General features: G+C 46.2%; 31 protein-coding genes. 18 read left to right on the forward strand and 13 right to left on the reverse strand.

All coding sequences use genetic code 11. The features are described from left to right. Nucleotides 1-223 precede the first annotated feature (223 nt). Complete coding sequence (locus RS881_RS27425) at nt 224-1027, forward strand: glycerophosphodiester phosphodiesterase (RefSeq protein ID WP_315824021.1); 804 nt, start codon at nt 224-226, stop codon at nt 1025-1027. Here the strand turns inward: RS881_RS27425 and RS881_RS27430 are convergent. Further along, complete coding sequence (locus RS881_RS27430; RefSeq protein WP_315824022.1) at nt 1011-2063, reverse strand: epoxide hydrolase family protein; 1053 nt, start codon at nt 2061-2063, stop codon at nt 1011-1013. The two genes, RS881_RS27425 and RS881_RS27430, sit on opposite strands and share 17 nt — an antisense overlap. A 589-nt stretch (nt 2064-2652) precedes the next feature. Between RS881_RS27430 and RS881_RS27435 the strand changes: the two genes are divergently transcribed. Beyond that, complete coding sequence (locus tag RS881_RS27435; protein WP_315824023.1) at nt 2653-3084, forward strand: MauE/DoxX family redox-associated membrane protein; 432 nt, start codon at nt 2653-2655, stop codon at nt 3082-3084. A 297-nt stretch (nt 3085-3381) separates the two neighbouring features. Here RS881_RS27435 and RS881_RS27440 read toward each other — a convergent pair whose 3' ends face one another. The 10 genes from RS881_RS27440 to RS881_RS27485 form a co-directional block, all read right to left on the reverse strand. Further along, nucleotides 3382-4182, reverse strand: a complete 801-nt coding sequence (locus RS881_RS27440; RefSeq protein WP_315824024.1) for a hypothetical protein — start codon at nt 4180-4182, stop codon at nt 3382-3384. Then, nucleotides 4179-4457, reverse strand: coding sequence for a hypothetical protein (locus RS881_RS27445; protein ID WP_315824025.1), 279 nt, complete (start codon nt 4455-4457; stop codon nt 4179-4181). The genes RS881_RS27440 and RS881_RS27445 overlap by 4 nt, the downstream gene beginning before the upstream one ends. A gap of 74 nt (nt 4458-4531) precedes the next feature. Beyond that, a complete protein-coding gene (locus RS881_RS27450) occupies nt 4532-5539 on the reverse strand; it encodes a hypothetical protein (RefSeq protein WP_315824026.1) in 1008 nt (335 codons plus the stop codon). A 223-nt stretch (nt 5540-5762) separates the two neighbouring features. After that, nucleotides 5763-6227: a hypothetical protein gene (locus RS881_RS27455; RefSeq protein ID WP_315824027.1), complete on the reverse strand. Its 465-nt coding sequence runs from the start codon at nt 6225-6227 to the stop codon at nt 5763-5765. After that, nucleotides 6224-6424 (reverse strand): hypothetical protein, encoded by a 201-nt coding sequence (locus tag RS881_RS27460; RefSeq protein ID WP_315824028.1) that lies wholly within the window; start codon nt 6422-6424, stop codon nt 6224-6226. The genes RS881_RS27455 and RS881_RS27460 overlap by 4 nt, the downstream gene beginning before the upstream one ends. A gap of 69 nt (nt 6425-6493) precedes the next feature. Further along, complete coding sequence (locus tag RS881_RS27465) at nt 6494-6709, reverse strand: hypothetical protein (RefSeq protein ID WP_315824029.1); 216 nt, start codon at nt 6707-6709, stop codon at nt 6494-6496. 365 nt (nt 6710-7074) lie between these two features. Beyond that, on the reverse strand, nt 7075-7491 hold the full coding sequence (locus RS881_RS27470; RefSeq protein WP_315824030.1) for a hypothetical protein: 417 nt from the start codon (nt 7489-7491) through the stop codon (nt 7075-7077). After that, entirely contained in the window at nt 7488-8048 is a 561-nt protein-coding gene (locus RS881_RS27475; protein ID WP_315824031.1) for a hypothetical protein, read from the reverse strand. Before RS881_RS27475 ends, RS881_RS27470 begins: the two co-directional genes overlap by 4 nt. A gap of 225 nt (nt 8049-8273) precedes the next feature. Continuing rightward, the gene (locus tag RS881_RS27480) at nt 8274-8948 is read right to left on the reverse strand and encodes an RteC domain-containing protein (protein ID WP_315824637.1); all 675 of its coding nucleotides are present in this window, start codon (nt 8946-8948) and stop codon (nt 8274-8276) included. After that, the gene (locus tag RS881_RS27485) at nt 8840-9112 is read right to left on the reverse strand and encodes a hypothetical protein (RefSeq protein WP_315823983.1); all 273 of its coding nucleotides are present in this window, start codon (nt 9110-9112) and stop codon (nt 8840-8842) included. The genes RS881_RS27480 and RS881_RS27485 overlap by 109 nt, the downstream gene beginning before the upstream one ends. A 503-nt stretch (nt 9113-9615) precedes the next feature. Between RS881_RS27485 and RS881_RS27490 the strand changes: the two genes are divergently transcribed. The 16 genes from RS881_RS27490 to RS881_RS27565 all read left to right on the forward strand — a co-directional run bounded on the left by RS881_RS27490 (nt 9616) and on the right by RS881_RS27565 (nt 20299). After that, complete coding sequence (locus RS881_RS27490; protein WP_315824032.1) at nt 9616-9849, forward strand: RNA polymerase sigma factor; 234 nt, start codon at nt 9616-9618, stop codon at nt 9847-9849. An 11-nt stretch (nt 9850-9860) separates the two neighbouring features. Beyond that, complete coding sequence (locus tag RS881_RS27495) at nt 9861-10106, forward strand: RNA polymerase sigma factor (RefSeq protein ID WP_315824033.1); 246 nt, start codon at nt 9861-9863, stop codon at nt 10104-10106. A gap of 194 nt (nt 10107-10300) precedes the next feature. Then, nucleotides 10301-10549 (forward strand): hypothetical protein, encoded by a 249-nt coding sequence (locus tag RS881_RS27500; protein ID WP_315824034.1) that lies wholly within the window; start codon nt 10301-10303, stop codon nt 10547-10549. A 258-nt stretch (nt 10550-10807) separates the two neighbouring features. Beyond that, complete coding sequence (locus tag RS881_RS27505; RefSeq protein ID WP_315824035.1) at nt 10808-11125, forward strand: Rossmann-fold NAD(P)-binding domain-containing protein; 318 nt, start codon at nt 10808-10810, stop codon at nt 11123-11125. Further along, the gene (locus RS881_RS27510; RefSeq protein ID WP_315824036.1) at nt 11122-11307 is read left to right on the forward strand and encodes a hypothetical protein; all 186 of its coding nucleotides are present in this window, start codon (nt 11122-11124) and stop codon (nt 11305-11307) included. Before RS881_RS27505 ends, RS881_RS27510 begins: the two co-directional genes overlap by 4 nt. Next, nucleotides 11304-12008 (forward strand): Rossmann-fold NAD(P)-binding domain-containing protein, encoded by a 705-nt coding sequence (locus tag RS881_RS27515; RefSeq protein WP_315824037.1) that lies wholly within the window; start codon nt 11304-11306, stop codon nt 12006-12008. The genes RS881_RS27510 and RS881_RS27515 overlap by 4 nt, the downstream gene beginning before the upstream one ends. 445 nt (nt 12009-12453) lie before the next feature. Beyond that, a complete protein-coding gene (locus tag RS881_RS27520) occupies nt 12454-12585 on the forward strand; it encodes a hypothetical protein (RefSeq protein ID WP_315824038.1) in 132 nt (43 codons plus the stop codon). Between the two features lie 104 nt (nt 12586-12689). Beyond that, complete coding sequence (locus RS881_RS27525) at nt 12690-14153, forward strand: hypothetical protein (protein ID WP_315824039.1); 1464 nt, start codon at nt 12690-12692, stop codon at nt 14151-14153. A gap of 50 nt (nt 14154-14203) precedes the next feature. Continuing rightward, the gene (locus RS881_RS27530) at nt 14204-14728 is read left to right on the forward strand and encodes a hypothetical protein (RefSeq protein ID WP_315824040.1); all 525 of its coding nucleotides are present in this window, start codon (nt 14204-14206) and stop codon (nt 14726-14728) included. Between the two features lie 71 nt (nt 14729-14799). Continuing rightward, entirely contained in the window at nt 14800-15168 is a 369-nt protein-coding gene (locus RS881_RS27535; RefSeq protein ID WP_315824041.1) for a hypothetical protein, read from the forward strand. 11 nt (nt 15169-15179) lie between these two features. Next, nucleotides 15180-15980 carry a hypothetical protein gene (locus tag RS881_RS27540; protein ID WP_315824042.1) on the forward strand — a complete coding sequence of 267 codons (801 nt, stop codon included), beginning with the start codon at nt 15180-15182 and terminating at the stop codon, nt 15978-15980. 40 nt (nt 15981-16020) lie between these two features. Then, nucleotides 16021-16593: a DUF6443 domain-containing protein gene (locus tag RS881_RS27545; RefSeq protein WP_315824043.1), complete on the forward strand. Its 573-nt coding sequence runs from the start codon at nt 16021-16023 to the stop codon at nt 16591-16593. A 155-nt stretch (nt 16594-16748) separates the two neighbouring features. Beyond that, nucleotides 16749-17585: a hypothetical protein gene (locus RS881_RS27550; RefSeq protein ID WP_315824044.1), complete on the forward strand. Its 837-nt coding sequence runs from the start codon at nt 16749-16751 to the stop codon at nt 17583-17585. Nucleotides 17586-17629: 44 nt separating this feature from the next. Next, nucleotides 17630-17806 carry a hypothetical protein gene (locus RS881_RS27555; protein ID WP_315824045.1) on the forward strand — a complete coding sequence of 59 codons (177 nt, stop codon included), beginning with the start codon at nt 17630-17632 and terminating at the stop codon, nt 17804-17806. A gap of 7 nt (nt 17807-17813) precedes the next feature. After that, complete coding sequence (locus RS881_RS27560; RefSeq protein ID WP_315824046.1) at nt 17814-18155, forward strand: hypothetical protein; 342 nt, start codon at nt 17814-17816, stop codon at nt 18153-18155. 1361 nt (nt 18156-19516) lie between these two features. Continuing rightward, nucleotides 19517-20299 carry an RHS repeat domain-containing protein gene (locus RS881_RS27565; RefSeq protein ID WP_315824638.1) on the forward strand — a complete coding sequence of 261 codons (783 nt, stop codon included), beginning with the start codon at nt 19517-19519 and terminating at the stop codon, nt 20297-20299. 792 nt (nt 20300-21091) lie between these two features. Here RS881_RS27565 and RS881_RS27570 read toward each other — a convergent pair. After that, nucleotides 21092-21277: a hypothetical protein gene (locus tag RS881_RS27570; protein WP_315824047.1), complete on the reverse strand. Its 186-nt coding sequence runs from the start codon at nt 21275-21277 to the stop codon at nt 21092-21094. Between the two features lie 23 nt (nt 21278-21300). After that, nucleotides 21301-21483, reverse strand: coding sequence for a helix-turn-helix domain-containing protein (locus tag RS881_RS27575; protein ID WP_315824048.1), 183 nt, complete (start codon nt 21481-21483; stop codon nt 21301-21303). Between the last annotated feature and the right edge of the window lie 109 nt (nt 21484-21592).

Here is a 21592-nt window from a genome sequence, read left to right on the forward strand (position 1 = left end):
AGCCTCCGGCTAGTGACGCCTATTTTGTAGCCTCCGGCTACAGACCGGAATTAAGGCCTAAACGCTTTGTTCCAGCGCAACCTGCCCAAGCTATACTATACGCCTTTTGCCCCCATATGGTAGCTTCCTTTCTGGGCGCCATGGCCTGCGCCCATGTATGTGCCTCCGTACCCAACTTCATGATCATGGAGTGGCAATCGTATTTCCATAAACAACCTGAGTAATGCCCACCCATATTTTAAACAGTCATTTTAAAATTATTGCATATCGTGGCGGCACGCAATTATTTCCCGAAAATTCAATAGCCGCCATTACAGCCAGCTTACAAGCCAACCCCCATATCATCATTGAAATTGACCTGCAGATTACGAAGGACCAGGTGGTGGTAGCCTTTCACGATTTTCATTTGGATGACCTGACCAACGGGAAAGGTCCTGTGCGTGATCTCACCTGGGATGAGCTTAAAAAACTATTCCTTAAAAACCCCGATGGTACGGTTAGTACAGTAAGCAGGATCTCCACCCTGGACGAAATATTTTGTCAGTTTCCCAATCAATTGTTTGTACTCGATCTGCACGAAAACAATAGGCAATTGTTTGACCGTGTTATTGAAGTGGTGGAGAAAAACAACCGCCAGCACCAAACGGCCCTGGTAAGTATCGCCAAAGGAGCCATTGAATCCCTTCGCCAATTAAGGCCCGATTGGACTTTCATGGCATCACCCCGGGAAACCAGGCAATTCATTGTTGCCAGCAAGCTCTCGCTACAGCGGTTTGTAAAAACGCCTTCCAACATCATGTTTTTACCGGACAAATTGGGCAGCCTGCAAATCCTTAGCGCAAAAGCCATCAAAGAACTACATCGCAGAAAGGTTAAAGTATGGACCTGTACCAATTTTAAACCCTACGAAAACGTCAATACACCTGCTGACCTGGACCGATTAAAGGCACTGGGGGTGGATGGCATTTATACCGATAACCCCCAGGCCTTGGCGCCCAGCCTTCCTACCACTAACGCAGCGATTTAAAGGCAGCGCGGAGTTCGGTTGTAAAAAGCTGTGGTTGTTCCCAGGCAGCAAAGTGACCGCCTTTACTCAGCTTATTGAAGTAGATAAGTTGAGGATAGGCCTGTTGAGCCCAGTTTTTAGGTACCGCATAAATTTCATCCGGGTAGGCGCTCACGGCCACGGGGATCTTCACGCCACGCGGATCGAAAAATCCACCTTTGGCCACCTGAAAGGCTTCCCAATAAAGCCTTGCTGAAGAGATACCCGTATTGGTGAGCCAGTACAGCGTGATATTGTCCAGGATATCATCGCGGGTAAGCCCTTCTTCCTCACCTTTGAACACCCTGGCAATGAGTTTATAGCTGCGGTCATCATGATCAAGTATCCAGCCGGCGAGCCCGATGGGGTTATCTTCAATTCCATAGAGTGTTTGGGGGCGGTTGCCCATCTCCAGCGCATAACTTAATCCCTTGGTATTAAATAAATTCAGTTGCTGGTAAGCATTTTGCTCATCGGCTGAAAGCCCTAATGGCATAGGATCTCCTGCGGCAAGGGCTGTTGAAATAACTGCCGGAACCGTGGCGGCCATATTGGTATGGATGCCCAACAATTCAGGCGGTGCGATCAGTGCCATGGTTTCTGAAATGGCATTGCCCCAATCTCCCCCTTGTGCTACATATCTTTTGTAGCCCAGTCGTTTCATCAATTCAATCCAAGCCTTTGCCACGCGTTCAGGATTCCATCCCAGGTCTGTGGGTTTGCCCGAAAATCCATGACCTGGAATGGAAGGGATCACCACATCAAAAGCGTCTTCCGCCTTTCCCCCATAAGCCGTAGGGTCGGTGAGTGGGCCGATCACTTTCAACTGCTCGATGATAGACCCTGGCCAACCATGGGTAATGATCACCGGCAGTGCATTGGTATGTTTTGAACGAACATGGATGAAATGAATGTCTACCCCGTCGATGGTGGTAACGAATTGCGGTAAAGCATTCAGCCTGGCCTCCACCTTTCGCCAATCGTAGGTAGATGCCCAATAGCTGGCAAGCGCCTGCATGGTGGCCCCCTGTTTCCTACAACCTATCCGGCGGGTTGGACCAAGTAGGAGGCAGCGTGGACAATCCGGCCGGTGAAATGTTATCCCCGGCATGGAATGGGGGTCAGCGAGTTAGCGTACTTAATAAAGGCCGGCTAAAAAATGGCTTTAAATACTTTGAATTGCAAAGTGGGTAGATTAACTTTGCAATTCAAAGTACTTTTAATTCATACTAACAACGCAGCTATATGAAGATCTCAAGAACCAAATTCGTCCTTGTTTTTCTTGTCCTGACGTTTGGCTTTCAATTCATCACTAACTCAGTGTTGGGACCTAAAATCAGCCTCTTTCCCAGAAACGGTGAGTGGTATCCGGGAGGGGATTCAAGCACTGGCTGGAAGAGTACCTTAGCCGCCATTATATATCCCATCAAATTTGTTTTGATAGAACCCTTGTCTTTTTGGCAAAGGATCCGGATCCCGCGCCCCCGTGTTGTTGCTTGCATTTGCTTTGTACTGGACGATCATCGCAATCGTTCTACATTTTCTCCTCAGTAAATTATTCAAGCGTAAAAAAGCGTGAATGGTAGCAAGATCAGCCTATGAATAGCATGGAAGAAATATACTATGAAGCAAAGTCTGACAAATGGATGAAGGGGTTTGCTGTTTTTTGCCGGATCGCTTTGGCAGTGAGTTTTATCCCATCAGGCCTGGTGAAGATCATGGGTGAACGTTTCGCTGAAGGTCTGTCGTCTAATAATCCTTTAGGACATTACTTCGACGCTTTATACCTAACAGGGTATTACTATACCTTTATTGGGATTGCTCAAGTTGTAATAGGTATCTTATTACTGATACCGAGAACCTCCCTGCTTGGGGCGTTGATGTATTTTCCCTTGATCCTCAACATTTGTGTGCTGACCTATGCTACCCGTTTTGCAGGTACCCGGCTCAACACCATGATGTTATTGGCCAGCCTGTTCTTATTAATTTGGAATTATGACCGTTTAAAATACATATTGCCCTTTAAGCAGCCCCCATAACGCCTCCTGTGTTAAAAAAACGGTTGGGTATACGTCTTCGGCTTCTTTTTTTTTGAGGTTCAATCGCCCTATTGGCGTTTATCATAGTTGGCACTTTCTATTTATATGAGATAGGGCCGGGCAATTCTGTAGAGGAGTGCAGGAGTCAATGTTATTCCAGTAAAAATCCCGCGGCTTGTGAAGCTTTCTGCGACTGCATTTATAAGCAAGGGCAGACACTGGATAGTTGTTTGAAAGATTTTGATCGGGCAAAAGATATAACCAAACCCAATCCGAAGGTTCAGCCGCAGCCTTGATCTACCAATTTTGTTCCCACTTATTTAATTTGTCTTTTCTGTCAGCAAAAAGTTGATTGATAAAGTCAAGCAACCAGGTACCGGCAAAAGCAATCGTGCTTTCATGAGAACCGTAGATAATCCATTCCATGCTCCTGTCGCAGTATACGGTTTCATAACAGTTTCGATGAAACAAACTAAACTCAATTTCAGCATCTGATCCGTCTTCTGTTATTTCGAATAGCTTATTGTCTGTATGCTGCTGTATTTCGTTAATGATTTGCTTATAATCACTTTCTGAAATATTACTCTTCATCAAAAAGATGACCGGCTCCGGGCTCAAACTTTCTAGTGGCTCCCAATAATTTCCCTGAAAGTTCCATTTTTCAAAAAGCGCTTGTCTTATTTGTTTACTTTCTTCTTCATTCAACCTTCGTCTATAGGGAAGTGGTTCAATTGAGCTCAAATCTGCTACAGTAAGGCCTTCAATAAAGTCCCGAAACTTATCTCGTTCTTCCTGCATCGCTTTTATGGCAGTTTTATTTTTCTCAGCAGTAAATGGGCTATTCGCCTCCAGGCTAATGGTTTTTAGTTCCTGCCTGCAAGTCTCACTATCTAAGTGGTTTTGTCCTACTAAAACTTCAACCCTGTCAAGTATAGCAAATAACATATTATAGCGGGGAAACAGGTTGAATTCGTTATCTGTATAGGTGTAGGGATAGTCATTACCAGTTCGCTCTTTTGCATATTTGTCGGCCCAGTAATTATGGTTTACCTGGCAATATCGTCTTGCTGCTGTTATCAGGGCTTCAGTTGCTGTCATAATAGGTACAAATAACGGTTCGGCTTTGGTAAATACTTCTGCAGCCGGAGGAAAACTGGTAAATTATGACGTTTTATCTTCTTCTCGAACTGTTGACCGATCAACTGACGGATTTCATCTACTTCCTTCAATACACCTGATCCGCCATCTAATTGCAACTGCACATGCTTGTTTTCTTTGGATCGGCGAAGAAGCTCAGCGCGCTCTTCCTCATACTGGTCATTTAGTTGCTTGCGTGCCTCTTCAGATGATAATTTCTTTTTTTCTTCGGACATAGTTTAAATAATTGATGTGGTAAAAATAGCTTTAAGCCTTACTGCGATTTCTTCGATCGATTCTTCTTTCCAGGTTACGGGTTGAAGTTTTTAAGCGCCATGTCGCTTTTGGGTATCTCGCTTTTAAAGGCACCCCAAAAATTCCTACCGCTATTTTGTTGCTCATAGAATTGGTAAGCGTTATAGATCATCGCTGAATGCACGTTACGTTGCTGCGCAAATCGATCTACATGAAACGTACTGTGTATATGCCGCTTGATATATTCGTATTCTTCCCGACTGCAGAAATAATCCATAGCGAATCCATTTGCCTTATCTTCTATGAGTAAAAGGTCACTCTGGTCATCACCTGTCAGGTGAAACTTCCAATCCCTTATCACTTCCAGATCAAACAAAACATGGTGTAATTCATGCATCAGCGTGGTCCAGATCGTAGGATAAGTTTTCCGGTAATCAGTAAGCACGACGCAAGGTTTGTCGTTTACGATAAATGTGCCACCGCGTACCTGCGTTCCGGCGAGTAGATCCTGCACAATCACCGTTACCCCATGAGCATACAAAGCCCGGCACACTTTATAAAGCCCCTCACCAACATCCTGGCAGTAGGGTTTTGCATTGGCAATCACTTCCTTCACCGCATCCCGATTAAACGGATTGGGATTGGCAACCTGCTGAAACATGCGGTATGCCGAATCAATCCAGAATTTCATCATTTTATCTGAGAAAAGGCGCTTCGTCCGGCTGAATAAGGGTGCTTCCAATTGCTCCTCGAAAGCAGTCACCGAATCGTACCCGAAAAACTGAAGCAACCGGTCCACCGCTTCAGCAGGCTCAATGTTCTTTTCCAAAAATCCGGCTGTAGCGAGCTTTTTTAGATCGAAATGACGGAACAAAAAAGTGGCCTTCCGGGATCGCTCCAGAGAGGCGACCGTCTCACCGGATTGATCCTTCATAACAGCCTTTACCATGTCTTCAATACCGATACCTAGAAACTCAGCCAGCTTTAACACATGCACAAGATTGGGCTGACGGGCGGTTCCTGTAATTATATCCTCAAAAACATCCTTGTCGATACCCAACATAGAAAGAGCCCTGGATTTGGTAACACCATACTCCTCCAGTTTCCGGGTGAATAGGTCACGGAGATTCACAATAGAGGAGTCGCCTCCCAGCGCAGAAGATAGTTACTGATCTATACTGAAGTCGCTCATTTTTGGGGTAATTACCCTGTAGATATCCCCAATTATTCCCAATTTTTAAAACTTTAAGGGTAATTACCCCAAATTAAACACACAAACTGTAGACTCACAACCGCTTCCTCAGGCTGCCATCCTTTCCCACTACCATACCCGATAGATCGCGTATGTTCATTATGCCTGGCAGTTCTTCCAGGGGAGCCAGGAAAGCCATGTTTTCGGGTAGTACGTCCGGAAATAAAACGATCCGCACATAATCGATGCACTCCCCGTAAACCCGCTCTCCCAGCACATTGAACAAAGCCTGCCGGGCCAGGTCTTCCATGTTGCGGGTATACCCCAGGCGGGTGTCAACAAATACATAGAATGACTGCCGGAATTGCGGCGTCTCCCGCACATCAAACCAAAAGGAGTCTGCCCCCAGCCCGGCAGTTTCCAACTCCTCTGCCATACCCTCCTCCGGACCCGTGGCGGGCATCAGCGCCACCAGCTCCCAGGTGGCCAGTTTGGGCGCTTTGTTGATCAACCTGTCTGCCGCCTTGAATGACTTGCTGCGCCCTAAAGCCGAGATCACCAGTTTGCAACGCTTTTGTGACCATCCTGGCTACCATACAGGAACGGCACCAGGAAACGGTGGTAAGCCGCCGCATGTGTTTGCAGTTCGGCCATCCAGTAGGCCTTCGCTGCTGGTATCAGCGCTTCGTAATTCAGGTAATGGTGCTGGTTGCGTCTGAACCAGGCCCAGAAATGCATAACTTTTGACTGTTTCATTATGATAGATTTTGTGAGCGATCATCAACTATAAAAGGGCGCCTCCCGCAAGAAGCGCCCTGGTAAAACCTACTCTTCTTCGTTGAGTACGGCGGTCTGGCTCACCGCGCCCATTACACTACCTGCTACAGCGAGGTAGCCGGCGATGGTGCTCACGATCGCAGGCAAGGCGACCGGGGCGGCCAGTACGGTGCCACTGGCGGCTGCCAGCGAAATACCGATGGTACGCAGTAGCTTGAAGAACTTCGGTGTCTTGTCCGACATCCGGTTGATGACATTGCTCATAATTGTTAAATTATAGAATGAATAAAAATGCTACTAACCGGAATCCCTTCCCTGCACCGGTGCGTTCGCCGCTGCCAGTATCCCTGTACACGGGACCTGGCTGGTGAGTGGATGTAAGAACGACTGTCCAATCGATGATCCGCATGGCAGCGGAGCATGGCAGTGCCCTTACACCCCTCGGGCGAACCTTTAGGTGTTGCGCAACGTGTGGTCCACGGATGTGTATTGGCTTGGGTAATGCGGCTGCTGTACTATCAGCAGCCATTTCCTGTGGAGAGGAAGTAAGCCGCAACTGCGTGCCTGTGCGCCCTACTGCGACTATTCACCGCACCGCAGGAAGGGAAGAAAAGCGCTCCGCCCGGGCATCAGGGCTTGTTGACAGCTACAATAGCGGTTGCATTGCGCTGCACAGTTTTCAGCGGATAACTGGCGCCATTCAACTGCTGGTTGTACTCGATGCCGAGGGCCACCAGGATCGTGTCGGGCGAGTTGGGCGGCAGGTTCAATATAAGCGTGCCGGGAGCGGTGGGGAGATTGTCCCAGACCATTTCGACGGTGCTGCCACGATCATAGTTGGTATCTTCCGTTTCAAAATTGACCGTTCCGGCACCCGCCACAATGCGGAAGTGAGTAGTGCCAGGCGCTCCTTTTACCATCGTCTTGGGTACGAAGGAAGGTATCATGATGATAGCCTGGCCTGTTACCCGTTCGATCGTTACGGGGCACTTCACAAATAAGGAAGACTTGAGCGACGCACGTGTGTTGAAGTTGAAACCCTTCAACTGCATTTGGTCGCCCCTGGTAACCGTACGTTCCCCCTTTTACTGACCATATCGGCAGAGAGTGCTCGCTTGAGGACGGTCAACAGCCTTGCCTGTATGTCGGCGTCCTTTGCATAAGCCGTGAGGTCGCGAAAAAGGTCGCGTACGATGCTGGCGGCTTTACCTGCCCGTCCAAATTCGGCCATGTTTTCCCGGGTACGTTCATAAGCCGGATCGTTCATGATCTTGTCGGAGCTTACTCCTTTTGATGTTGCCATTTCGATTAGTTTTAATGGTGATAAAAATGGTTGGCCGGTCCAACTGAGAAAATCTTTATAAAAAGAACTGAAGTCGAGCTTGCCGGAATACCCGTAATGGTCCGGACGTTCCCGATAAAGGGTGTCCATGGCCTGCACATGGCCTACACATTGCCTGAACGCTCTCTGTAAAGGAAGCAGTTGCTCTAAGGAGTGCAGGCAATGTGCAGGCAGTAACCAGGCCAGCAGGCCGCCGTTGCCTGTCAACATAGGCATCATCGCGGTATAGTCGGTTACAGCACTGTTGGTAGTTGTTGTCATATACATCAATTTTGATGACACAAAGCTGCAGCATCGGCCGGGGCCTATTTACCCATATCGTACCCAGTGGGTAGAAATTTATTTTTGCAACAGGACATAAAAAAGCGCCCTGAACAGGACGCTTTTTAGCTAAGCATATAACCATATAAGCAATACCGTAAGTATTTGGCCGGACAGAAACAACCCAGTGGGTAGAATTTATTTTTGCAACAGCAATAGATTTATTCAGGTTATACGGTCGTCCAGGAGCCCGCGAAACAATTCTACCAACTGCTTCACAAACCGCATAGGGTCCTTTCGTTCTGAGTTTTGCCTGCCGTGGTGGTAGAAATCTTTTGCAGCAAAGGCCCAGGCCTGTTCACACGACTCCTTTAGATCCTTCAAGGTCACACTTCCGTGATTGAAAATACCACCGGCCTTCAGCAGGTACACCACATCGTTAAACTGTGATTGCGTACCCGTAAAAACCACCCGCTGTTGCGTGGCTTTTACAACAGGAAGTACAGTCTCTTCTTCTCCTTCCTTCAGCAGCCGTTGGATATATTCTAATTGGAGCTCAACCGATATCAGCTCTGCCAGCTGTCCATCGCCACAGGTGCAGAATTTTTCATCATAATCGGCCGACAAGGGCATGAGCGGCCAATCATTGAATTCCCGAAGAAAGTAGGCCTGGTCCAGCGTTGTGGCACCCGACCGGTAATATTTCCATAACGTATCGTACTGTTGAAAAACTTTCGTCAGCATATCGCGTTCCATCGTTAATCGTTCCTTTTCCTTGGCCCAGCACCCTTTTAGTTCGCCCAGGTGCAATTGGTAAACCCGTTTGTAATAGAAATGCCGGCCGGCAATAGCCGGTTTAATGTGTTTGAAAAATAAATTTCTGTATCGGGATCTGGAAATCCATTGGCAGTGATGGATTTTCTAAACTGTCGAAGTAATTCCAGGCAATGCTGGCTGCATTGGATCAATTTTGCGCTTGGTTCGCTTTCCCCATTTTCTATTACCGTCAATTGTTCAAGCAAAGCCTTGTATTGGTTATTGAGATTGGATTTTTCTGTAAACATGGTAATTAGTTTAGATGGAGCCCACATCAGTACATAAGACTGATGGTTGCAAATGAATGACCGGATAAAAAGAAGAAAGAATTTTACAATAAGAGGAGAGACGAATGATCAAAAAATAAGAGGAGAGAGATGATGTGTAACAAAGATGGTAAAAATTATTATTTCCGCAAAAATATTTTTATTGTATACCTCCATTAGCGTTATAAACCTGCTACATACCCGTATCAGGTCAATAAGAGCGGCTATCCTGATCGTTTTCGGGTAATTGCAGGACTGATCCTAAAAAATATCGCTCCTATAAGAAAAGGTAATGGGTAAACGCTGTAAATTGGGCAGTCACTTGCATTGATCGTCATTCGTTAACCTGGGCCAACTTACTATTAGTGATAAAAAAATGCTATGTCCAGGAAACCACGTGCTTCAGCTGGCAGGAATACTGTCAGGATCAACCCTGCCACCAAAAAAAAATAGTAGAGCAGTATTACTTAACCTGTAGGGATTATTTGTACTTATTTGTCAAGAAAATGGTAAAAGACGAAGAGGATGCTAAAGATATTGTTGATGAAGCGTTTTATAAATACCTGTGCAAGCAATACCAGGTTCACACCGAAGATGAATTAAGGGCCCTGCTCTATACAATATGCCATAACCTGGCCCTCGACCACCTCCGCAGGTTTAAACATAAAAAGAACGGCATGCAGAAGACCCCAACACACTGCTGGAATACCCTGATATAGACGATCAGGTATTGCGCGATGAAATAACCCGGGAGGAAATTGAGCAGGTAAAGAAGGCTGTAAAACAGTTGCCCGATCAGCAACGCAAGGTTATAGAACTCACCTTCTTTAGTGAATTAAACACACAGGAAGTGGGGAATAAATTGGGCCTGCCCCGTGCACATGTATGGACCGTTAAATCCAGGGGACTGGCCTGGCTTCGGCGCATTTTCCATAGTATAATACTTTGTCTGACCTATGGGGTAGGGGAGTATTGATAAAAAATAATTGCACAAAATTGTTAGGTTTAGCACATCTACCCGTTGATCTATATATAAGAGGTTAACGAATGATGTTAAAAATTGATCACAATGAAAAGCTATGCGGCAAAAGCCAGCGAACTACGCCTGCTTATTCATAAGTATGCGAAAGGACAGCTGACAATGACAGAAAAAAACAACTGGATGAATTCATGAACCGGTCGCCGGAGAATGCCAGTCTGGTAGAACTATTAACTTCACCTGAAGGGCCTAACCTGCTACTCGAAAGACAGGCACACCTGGAACAGGCATGGGAAGGACATAGTTTTCAAACGATCCTTAACAAGTACAAACGAAAAAGGCGGCCATTGTCCCTTCAATTGTACCTGGTGACCATCATTGTTTTGCTGCTGGTAGTAGGAACAGGGTATTTCCTGGTATTGCTGCTGCAAGGGCAGTGATGGAACGCCATGCTGTATCTATCACCACGTCACTGCCTTGTATGGCTTGTTCAATTGCTGCCTGGCACCACCGGCAACTGATAAAGGGTAAATTATAACCAGCAATCACTTTGAAACGGCTTGGATGATTTACTTGCAACAACTTTTTTAGGCAGTAAGACCTTCTTCACGATATTCCATATTTTTTGCCACATAGGGTAGTGCGTTTAGCTTTATTACGATTCCTTTACTTTTGCAACTCATGGCAAAGATACAACTATGATCAGAATAGGATTGATCCGGGAAGGAAAAGTACCTGCCGATAACCGGGTGGCGCTTACGCCCTCGCAGTGTAAATGGATCCAAAAGAATACCACCGAAGTGCAGATCATTGTGCAAACCTCGCCGGGACGTTGTTTTACGGATAAGGAATACCAGTCGGCCGGGGTGGAAGTAAGGGAGGATATGAGTGCATGTGATGTGCTTTTTGGCATCAAGGAAGTGCCCATCCAGCAACTATTGCCCGGCAAAACCTACCTGTTCTTTTCCCATACCCGCAAAAACAGCCCTTTAACCAGGCCCTGTTCCATGCTATGATGGAACAAAACATCACGTTGATTGATTATGAATGCCTGGAACATGAAGATGGGCAGCGCATCATTGGTTTTGGCTTTTTTGCCGGTGTAGTAGGGGCCCACAATGGCATGATGGCCTGGGGCAAACGCAGCGGTGCCTATGACCTGGTAAGGGTACACCAGCAAAAAGCTTTCGTGAGTTGATCCATACCTATTTCGGCCTGCGGATACCCGCCATTAAAATAGCTGTAACAGGCAGCGGAAGGGTAGCCCATGGCATCCTGGAGATCATGAACCTCATGGGCATTCATGAGGTGGAGCCGGATGAATACCTGCAAAGGCAATATACTTATCCGGTATATACGCAATTAAAAGGGGCCGACCTGTACCAGCATCGCGATGGCGGCGCTTATCACAGGGGGCATTTTCATGCACATCCACAGGAATACACCAGCCGGTTCCTGCCTTATGCTTATGAAACGGATATTTTAATGAACGGCATTTACTGGGACCGTCAGGCGCCCCGCCTGTTTGAAGAAACGGCTGTTCAGAAACCGGCTTTCCGCATCACTACGATAGCCGATATTACTGACGATGCACATGGATCGGTACCTATTAACCTGGGCGATCAGACCATTGCAGATCCCGTGTATGGGGTAGACCGGCAATCGGGTCAAAAAACAGCCCCCTATCTTCCCGATAGCATTGATATCATGGCGGTAGGCAACCTGCCCAATGAACTACCCCGCGATGCCAGCCGCTATTTTGGCGAGCAACTTATTAAACACATTCTTGAAGACCTTTTCAAAAACCAGGGATCGCCCGTTATACAAAGGGCCACCATGCTGAACCAGGGAAAGCTAACGGCACACTTTAATTACCTGAGTGATTATGCTGCCAGGTGAACATTGACTTCATAGGCTTCTATTTACTACTGTTCAGGTCCGTAGCCGGAGGCTACGAAATAGTCTCATCCCGCCAAACGGCGGAAGGCGAGCGAGTGCCGGTGCCCTCGAAGGAAACGCATTGCCGATTGACCCTTTATAAGGTGAGCCGCTCTGCAGGGCTTCATCCCCCACACAACAGAGCGACCCACCTTCGCACCCAGGCGGGACCGGTTCATGACCTCCGTTCCACTGTTATTTGCCCGCAGCTCACAGCTGGCTGATCTTCCCCGCACGCTTTTTCCCCAAATCTGCACAGTTAACCATCCATTCTGCACACTTATCGGTTTGCCCTTGGTAGGTTGAAAATTTAGTAGTTACTTCATAACAGCACTGCCCGGCACCATTACATGCTTTAGCCAGTGCAAGGAACCCTCAAACCCGACTGTCACATGAGAAAAAAGCATTGATGTTGCTTGTCCAGGTAGGTATCATAGTATCCTGCCTCGCCCAAACACCTGCCGATTACAATTTCAAAGTACCCGATTTTATTCCTCCTTCCCCGATGCGGCTTCCCTGGTTAAAACAGGCCTGGTAGGAGCATCCCTTTCCACCGGAACGGTAAATATTGGTATCCCCCTCTACACGTTTTCCGGTAGCAAATTCTCCCTTCCCCTTTCATTGTCCTATTCTACTACCGGAGTGCGCGTAAATGATATTTCCTCCTTTGTGGGTATGGGCTGGAATCTTGACTTTGGCGGCGTAGTAACCAGAACCGTATTGGGATTGCCCGATGAAATGCGGGAGGGCGTTACACTCAATAATTTTACCAGTCCCAGCCTGCTTACCATTAATCAGCCATTGTATGATTACTTAAACAGCACCCAGGCCGATAGAGAGTCAGACATATTCAGCTTCAGTATACCAGGATTGTCAGGCAGCTTTTACCTCGATTCCCTGTTTAATCCCGTATCCCTAAGCAAAAACAATATCAGGATCACCCGTTTAGCAGGCGCCAACTTTATTGATGGCTTTGAGATAACCGACGACAAAGGCATTCAATACCGGCTCACTGAAATCGAAACCACCATGAAGCGGGGTGCACCCGGTAATAAATGCAAAAGTTTGTTCGGGTATGATGACCTGACTCCCCAGGCCACCGCCTGGTATCTATCCTGTATTAAGATCAACAGCTACGACTCTATCGTATTTAATTATACCACCCAAACAGGCATATACCAGGGCGAGGTAACACAAACACTGGCCAAATGCGTAGCCTCTAATCTTACCAGTTGTGGTTCAGATGCGCCCATACTTACCTTTAACCTGAATTCAGAAGACCTCACTACCTGCATCAGTACCATTACCAATGAGATCAAATACATCAACGAGATTGTTTTCTACGATGGATCAAAAGCAGTCTTTGGGTACGACAACCAACGTCCCGAAGTACAGGATGGCAAGCGGCTCAAAAACATCAAAATATACAACCCCTCCAATAAACTCATCAAATACTTCAAACTGGCTTCTACCTTGTATACCACCAATTCCTCACAAGGTGTGCCCACTACCATTACACTTACCGACGCTACCAAATTCAGAAGCTTCCTGGATAGGGTAGAAGAGGTGAACGTAGCAGATACGAATCAGGTATTGCCTTACCTGTTTCAATACAATACGCCCGGTGATCTGCCCAAACGTCTTTCCTTTGCTCAGGACCACTGGGGTTATTACAACGGAGCCGATAACGGTTATTTTGTACCCGCCCTGCCAGAGCATTCTTACAACGATTTCTTTGATGGCGATGATGGCAATCCTGTCAGGAACGGGAACAGGGAGCCTTCAGCCACTCACATGCTGGCAGGTACCTTGAAAAAAATAACCTATCCCACCGGCGGGTTCGATACCCTATTGTATGAAACCCCGTCGGTAGTTAAATACCAAACCGTCAAAAGCTATTCCCTCACCAGGGTGCAGGTGCAAAATGGTGATGAATGGAATGAGCTGGCCCAGGATACGGTTTATATTCCCTTCGACCAGGAAGTGAAAGTGGATTGCGGCTGCGTACGCAATGTAACGCCACCCGATTTTCACGGTAGCTGCACTTTTAATATTACCCCCACGATACAACCCTTTCTACCTGGTTTTATAACAATATTACCGTAGGCGATGCCAGTTCCAGACAGGTCGTATTTTTAAAAGCTGGTTATTATACCGTGTCGGCTACCGGCACCTGGGACTCTACCAAATCAACTATCGACCTGCGGCACCAGGCAACCCCGCCCGCACAGGTACCTTATAATTCCCTGTTGGGTGGGTTGGTGATAGGTCGCATTAAGTCATACAACCAGCAGGCACAACCTTCCCTGGAAAAGGTCTATAAATATTCAGCTTTCCCCGATTCTACACGGTACGATACCAAAAGAGTTTGTTTTGAGAATGACTATTATACACTGAACGAGGAACGAAAATTCCTGTATTGCGTGGTGGATCATTTCCAGGGCTACGAATGCACCGGCCTTGGCAGGGGGCTCTTTATAACCTTAAATTCCTCCATTGTTAACTCCGTAAGCGTAACAGGCGCCAGTCCTTATTATTTTAAAGATGTAATAGAGTATACGATTGACCGGAGTAATAAAAAAATGGATATACCCTGCATCGTTTCAAATTTGCCGACGAGTTGGGTTTCGGTATCCAGCCGCTTCCTGTATACGGTGTCAGACTGCCGGGCATTCTCCTGAATTATGTAGGCAGCTTTGTAGCAGGGGAGGACCGGACGCTCCAATATGAGAAAACCGATGCAGGTTACCAGTTGCTCGCAGATAAAAGAACCCATTACTCACTCACCAGGATCAAAGACGTAATCAATCACCAGGTACGTAAGAAATTTGACTATCCCTGCGATCCATACTTGTCAAATTATATCAGCGCCTTTGATGTCAATACCTATAAACTGGCCTATACTTTTATCAGGCCCGACAGCGTGGAAGATGTCACCTATACCAAAGCAGGCGATTCACTGAAAAGCATCACCCGGTTGTATTACGACAATCCGGCCTATGCCTATGCCAATAGAACAGTTACCAAAAACAGCGAGGGAAAAACCATCGAAAGCATCAGGCAATTTCCTCATGATCTTACGGCACTGCCTACAATGCCACGGGCATTATTACAAAAATGATCCAAAAGAACATGGTATCTCCACCTCTCATAAATACCCTGACAGTCAATTCGGAGCTGACCGATAAACTGATTACCACTTTCCGGGAATACCCTGCCAGTAGTAATAATTTCCTGGTCGATTCCGTACAAAAATATGGACAGGGTGGCACCCTTAACAATTACCTCTACAATAGCGCTTATGACAGTAAGTTGAATGTTACAGGTATGGTAAGTCTACAGCAGCCGCCTTTATCCATGATCTGGGATTACCAGTCCATGTATCCTGTTGCAAAAGTGGCCAATGCTGCACCAGGTAATATTGCCTATACCAGTTTTGAAACTACCAATACCGGTAATTGGACCATCAGCGGAGGAGCTGTTAATACCCTAAATGCCATAACGGGCAGCAAGGGCTATTCCCTTTCTTCGGGCAACTCCATCACTAAAAGTAGCATCACTTCCGGAAATTATATCGTATCCTATTGGTCCATGAATGGTTCCTTGCTTGTCAATGCCGGTATCGGTACATCTTTGTTAACAAAAAATGGATGGACTTTATATGAACACCGCCTCAATAATGCCAGCGCTGTTTCCATTGCAGGTACTGCGGTCATTGACGAGTTACGCCTTTATCCGGCGCTTGCCCAAATAACTACCTATACGTACGATCCTTTAATAGGTTTGACCAGTCAGAACGACAATCGCAACAATATTGTTTATTATGAATACGATGGGTTCAATCGTTTACGGCGAATAAGGGATGCAGATAACCATATCGTAAAAATGGTAGATTATCAATACCAGGTTCCCGTCCAAACGACCTTACCCTGATAACAACTAACCTATTGATGCAATAGCCAAAATCAGCACCATGACATTTTCTCCCTTCCGCTATACCATATTGCCCTTACTATTGCTTTTTGTTACGAGCATGGTCTATGCCCAAAACCCTGTGCCGCTTCCTGCCCCATATAATAGCAATAGCAACACCAACTACATTCGTACCTGGGTGGCCAAAGCTCCAGGGCTCAACCAGGATTCCTTTGCTACCCGCCCCCTGCGCGATGTACAGCAAACCACCACTTATTTCGATGGCCTGGGCCGTCCTTTACAAACCGTGATCAAACAAGGATCGCTCACTACCGGCAGCAACCCTATTGATATGGTCAGTGCTATAACCTATGATGAATGGGGCCGGGAGCAATACAAATACCTGCCCTTTGCCGCAAACAATGCCGGCAGCAATACTTCCGTTAATGACGGTGAATTCAAACTCAATCCCTTTCAGCAACAGGTACAATTTTTCAATACACAACTGGCCGGTCAGGCAGGGGAGGTCAATATTGGTCCCGATAACCTCAACTGGGCCTATAGCCAAACCAACTTTGAAGTATCCCCCTTAACCGCGTACAGGAATCCTTTGCCCCTGGCAGCAGTTGGGTAGGATCTTATAGCCGGCCGGCAGAAAACAACCGCCGTTCCATAAAAGCCAAATACTATTTCAATACAGTAGCCGACAGTGTAAGGGTCTGGGCAATTACCAATGTAACGGGCAACTGGGGCGTCTATACAACCACCGCTACCTATACGGCTGGTGAATTGTACAAAAGCATAACAGTTGATGAACATGCCAAACAGGTTATTGAGTTTAAGAACAAGGATGGGCAGGTGGTACTTAAGAAAGTACAGTTAACCGCTGCAGCCGATGACGGCAATGGCAAAGGCCATACTGGCTGGCTTTGTACTTATTACCTATATGATCAGTTTAACAGCCTGCGTTGTGTATTGCCCCCACTCGGCGTACAGTTGACCATGCAGTACAATTGGGATATTACCGCCAATGCAGGCAATATCCTTAAAGAACAATGCTTCCGATATGAATACGATCAGCTAAACCGCCTGATCAGGAAAAAAGTACCCGGTATTTGGGATATACACCTGGTATATGATACCCGCGACAGGCTCGTGATGATGCAGGACAGCAATATGCGGGTATCCAAACAATGGCTCTATACCCTTTATGACGACCTGAACAGACCCAGGGCCACCGGGCTCATCACTGATAATACCAACTGGAACAATCCTGCTTATCATCAGGGGGAGGCTGCTGCCAGCGCCGCCTATCCCAATCTGGCCAATTATGCCACCCGTGAAGAATTGACAAATACTTTTTATGACAATTATGATGAACTGGCAACCTATACCACTGCTGTCAATGGCACTTACAACACCAGCTATGATACCTCGTTATTAACTCCCTCCAATAGTTGGCCATATCCAGAGGCCAATACCCCATCTGCCAACCTTTCTGGTTTGGTAACCGGTACCCGGCTGAAGGTATTAGGTTCCAGTAATACGTATCTGTATACCGTTAATACCTATGATCAAAAGGGGCGGATCATACAAACCAAAACGACCAATGTAACGGGGGTGTAGATATCCTTACCACCCAGTATGCCTGGGCTGGGCAACCCCTGGTAGTGATCAATAAACAACAAAAGGCAGGGAGCAATGCACAAACTTATATCACCGTTTCCAAAATAAACTATGATGACCTGGGGCGGGTTCTTACCATAAAAAAGCTGTTTACAGCAGCCTCATTAATAAAGCAGAACAGGTTATTGTGCAAAATGAATACGATGCCCTGGGGCAATTGAAAAGAAGGTGTTGCCTTCCTCTTCAGGGCAATTGGAAACCCTGACTTATGATTACAATATCCGCGGTTGGATGCTGGGTACCAATCGTACTTATGCCAAAGACAGCAACAGCACCACCAATCATTTTGGTTTTGAGTTATCCTACGATAAAGATGATCTGGTTGTTCATGGGCAAAACGCCTCGTATGGCGATTCCCTCTTCAACGGCAATATCCTGGGTATGCTGTGGAAAAGCGGGGGGATAACCATATACGTCGATATGGGTTTGCTTATGATGCCGCTAACCGACTTATTGATGCCCAATTCAGGCAATTTACCGGTGCCAGCTTCAACCTCAATGCGGGTTTAGACTTCAGCAGCACTGGTCTCAGCTACGATGCCAATGGCAATATCCTCACCATGCAACAGCGTGGTTGGAAACCCGGCGGTAGCGTTACCATCGATAGCCTGCGATACAATTACTTTAATTCAAGTAATAAACTCCGCAATGTCATCGACCTGGTAAATGATACCGCTACCAAACTGGGCGATTTCCGTGCTTCCGGTGCCTACACGCAATCCCTGCCTACAGGTAAAACAAGCACCACCATCGATTATGCCTGGGATGGTAATGGCAATATGTTTATTGACAAGAACAAAGACATTGGTACGGCTACCCAAACCGGTATCCTCTACAATCACCTCAACCTGCCCAGCCATGTATTCATTCGCAGAACCAATGGCACCGTAAAAGGACGTATCCAATACTTCTATGATGCCCTGGGAAATAAATTGAGGAAAACAGTGTACGACAGTACCGTGTCTCCCGCTAAGGTTACTACCACCCTTTATCTGAATGGTAATGTTTATGAAAATGATACCCTGCAGTTCATCGCTCACGAAGAAGGCCGGCTGCGGTATGTCAAACGAAGGTTCCTGAATGGTGACAGTGCTTACCAATTTCAGTACGACTATTTCCTGAAAGACCACCTGGGTAATGTGCGCATGGTACTCACCGAACAAACCGATACCACAAAATACATGGCTACCATGGAAGCGGCTTACCGGGCTAAAGAGGAGCAGCTCTTCTACAATATACCTCAAACCGCTGTATCCAAAAACTCCGTACCAGGCGGCTATCCTGTTGATCCATCCTCTACCATAAGTCCCGATACCCTCGTGGCCAGGGTCAGTGGCAGTGGTCCCAAAGTAGGGCCGGCCCTGGTACTGAAGGTGATGAGTGGTGATAAAGTAGATATTCTTGTAAAGTCGTATTATAAGAGTGGTGGAACTGCCGGTAGTTACAGCGACCCGGTGGCCGATATACTGGGTGCCCTGGCCAGTGGCATTGTTGGCGTAGCTGGCGAGAGCAAAGGCACCCTTGCCGCCTTGAGTAACAGCAGTTCCAGTTCCTTACTGGGTGCATTAAATGCCTTTAGGCCCGGCAACAATCCCGATCAATCTACCAGGCCCAAGGCCTATCTTAACTGGATACTACTTGATGAACAATTAAAATATGTAACTGCCAGTAGTGGAGCTCAAGCGGTACAAGGCCCTGATGCCATCAATACGCTCTCGCCGGGTATTGTAAATATCGCCAAAAACGGATATTTTTATGTATACCTCAGCAATGAAACCCAGAACTGGGACGTGTTCTTTGATAACCTGGTGGTTCAGCACCATACCGGTCCCCTCACCGAGGAAACGCATTATTATCCGTTCGGGCTGACGATGGCAGGCATATCGAGCAAAGCACTCAAGGCGAATTACGCTGAAAACAAATACAAGTTCAACGATGGTAATGAGCTTCAATCAAAAGAGTTTAGTGATGGTAGCGGATTAGAGATGTATGATGCTGGCTTTAGAATGTATGATCCGCAGATAGGACGGTTCCATCAATTGGATCCTTTGAGCGATCTGTTTGAAAGTTACAGTCCATATGTATTCGCATTAAACAATCCTATATTAATGAATGACCCACTCGGGTTAGCAGCAGACACGGCCGTTTCTGGCTTCCCGTTGATGCCAGAAGTAGTGGTGACTCCAAATAACCCGCAACTTAATCCGACACAAGTAAATGATCCTACGTCTAATGAGCCAGCTCCGATGCCGAGTGCGATGGTTCCTTTCATACCGTCAGAATCTGATTTTGTTGCTGAGCCGGAAAAGAGGGATTATAAATGGTACGAATTTTTCAATGACCATAATCCTGGCGGTGATTTTCTTTATGAGCTAAACAAATATAATCCCTTGGCCAGCGGGGTAAACGCCATTTGGGGTATCGCGACCGGACATGACACTTATGGTGTTCCGCAAAACAGTGGTGATATTGGTACTAATGTTTTTGCAGCCATTGTCCCTGCATTAAGGCTTGAATCAACGATTGCTAATACAACGCTTTCAGCCACGCGGCAGGGAATTAAAAAACGTTATCAGTTCCCAATGATATTAAACATATTCTCGACGCAAAACATAAATTACATTTATTATTGCCTAAAACCGGAGGTGGCTTGAATATTATCAGGAGGTTATACTTGTCTTTGGGACAATCGGGAAAACTCCCATCTACTGGTCAATTTGAGATAAAAGTAAATATTTATGGATATGATGTTACTATAAGAGGTGCAGTGATAAATGGAATACCTCGTATAGGCACAGCATTTATTAAATAACTCAATGTTAAACGTAAACGATTTACTGATTGAAGTAAAGGCAAATCAATCCCGATTGCCACAAGAAAAAGGTTTACTGATCAGGGAAATGTTTTTGTTATGGTATGCTTTATTAGAGGGTATAGAATGTGAAAACTTCGATGAATTGGAATTGACCAGAATGTTACAAGAATCCATAGAAGATTTTAGGAAAGTTATCAAAAAGACGGGGACTGTCTTTTTATAGTGGGGTGGGGTGTTTCAAGATCGTTCTGGGTTTTTGGCAATGCATTTGGGGAAGAAGAAGGCAATGAAATGTTGATTGCAGCTTATAGGAGTCAACCTATAAATGTTCTCTTTAAATGGGCCGTCCGCCAGGAATTAAACCTTACCAAAAAGAAATCGAAACTCTAGAAACAGAGTTGCTAAATAATTTTTACTATTACTACAATTACGGGCCGTATATAAAAGAGTATTTTTGGGATATAATATCTACGCCTATAAATTAGACAGAAGCCTCCCACTGCGCGTAGGTTGCACCTACGCTTTTTTTATTGTGCATCCCATACTGATACAATATTGAGAATTGGTGGCGCAATAATAGTTTGTGCCTGAATAAAATTATGAAGCCGCTTATTCTGAGCGGCTTTTGTCTTTAGGGAGCTAACTGTTTTTGCAGATCGGCTTTAAAAATAAACGCATCGAGGAACTCTTTAACGAGTCTTTTTTTATCGGCGGGTAACTTCTCCACCCGCCGGAACTGGATCAGCAGTTCCTCATCACTGATGTCCTCTGCCGATTTATCCTGCATCGTTCCATTGAGTAAATAATCCGTAGACACTTCGAGCGCTTTGGCAAGGCGGTTTAAGATATCCGCCGCAGGCGTTGCTTCCCCCGCTCATACTTGCCTACATTGGTAAAATGCACCCTGGCCAACCTGGCCAGTTCTTGTTGGGACAGGTCCATTTTTTCCTCGCCTGTAATAGCCGGCCGGCTAATTGCTGCTTCATAGTTAAAAGCCTTTATTCCTGTTGCAAAAATAGCCAATCAGCTATGTTTTACACAGTAAATCACAGTAAGTGGGGATAAATAGGTAAGTCAAAAAAGACCTCATTAAAAAGCCGAATCAATATATTTGTATCGGAATCGCTAACAA

The organism is Paraflavitalea speifideaquila (genome assembly GCF_032395985.1).
Classification (GTDB): domain Bacteria; phylum Bacteroidota; class Bacteroidia; order Chitinophagales; family Chitinophagaceae; genus Paraflavitalea; species Paraflavitalea speifideaquila.

Excerpts from the sequence above, each read along its gene's own strand:
- RS881_RS27500 (WP_315824034.1), top strand. The coding sequence starts at position 10,301 with ATGAACCGGTCGCCGGAGAATGCCAGTCTGGTAGAACTATTAACTTCA.
- RS881_RS27440 (WP_315824024.1), bottom strand. The coding sequence starts at position 4,182 with ATGACAGCAACTGAAGCCCTGATAACAGCAGCAAGACGATATTGCCAG.
- RS881_RS27465 (WP_315824029.1), bottom strand. The coding sequence starts at position 6,709 with ATGAGCAATGTCATCAACCGGATGTCGGACAAGACACCGAAGTTCTTC.
- RS881_RS27540 (WP_315824042.1), top strand. The coding sequence starts at position 15,180 with ATGGTATCTCCACCTCTCATAAATACCCTGACAGTCAATTCGGAGCTG.
- RS881_RS27460 (WP_315824028.1), bottom strand. The coding sequence starts at position 6,424 with ATGAAACAGTCAAAAGTTATGCATTTCTGGGCCTGGTTCAGACGCAAC.
- RS881_RS27425 (WP_315824021.1), top strand. The coding sequence starts at position 224 with ATGCCCACCCATATTTTAAACAGTCATTTTAAAATTATTGCATATCGT.
- RS881_RS27510 (WP_315824036.1), top strand. The coding sequence starts at position 11,122 with ATGATGGAACAAAACATCACGTTGATTGATTATGAATGCCTGGAACAT.
- RS881_RS27435 (WP_315824023.1), top strand. The coding sequence starts at position 2,653 with ATGGAAGAAATATACTATGAAGCAAAGTCTGACAAATGGATGAAGGGG.
- RS881_RS27450 (WP_315824026.1), bottom strand. The coding sequence starts at position 5,539 with ATGTTGGGTATCGACAAGGATGTTTTTGAGGATATAATTACAGGAACC.
- RS881_RS27445 (WP_315824025.1), bottom strand. The coding sequence starts at position 4,457 with ATGTCCGAAGAAAAAAAGAAATTATCATCTGAAGAGGCACGCAAGCAA.
- RS881_RS27475 (WP_315824031.1), bottom strand. The coding sequence starts at position 8,048 with ATGACAACAACTACCAACAGTGCTGTAACCGACTATACCGCGATGATG.
- RS881_RS27565 (WP_315824638.1), top strand. The coding sequence starts at position 19,517 with ATGGCAGGCATATCGAGCAAAGCACTCAAGGCGAATTACGCTGAAAAC.
- RS881_RS27505 (WP_315824035.1), top strand. The coding sequence starts at position 10,808 with ATGATCAGAATAGGATTGATCCGGGAAGGAAAAGTACCTGCCGATAAC.
- RS881_RS27430 (WP_315824022.1), bottom strand. The coding sequence starts at position 2,063 with ATGCAGGCGCTTGCCAGCTATTGGGCATCTACCTACGATTGGCGAAAG.
- RS881_RS27545 (WP_315824043.1), top strand. The coding sequence starts at position 16,021 with ATGACATTTTCTCCCTTCCGCTATACCATATTGCCCTTACTATTGCTT.
- RS881_RS27485 (WP_315823983.1), bottom strand. The coding sequence starts at position 9,112 with ATGTTTACAGAAAAATCCAATCTCAATAACCAATACAAGGCTTTGCTT.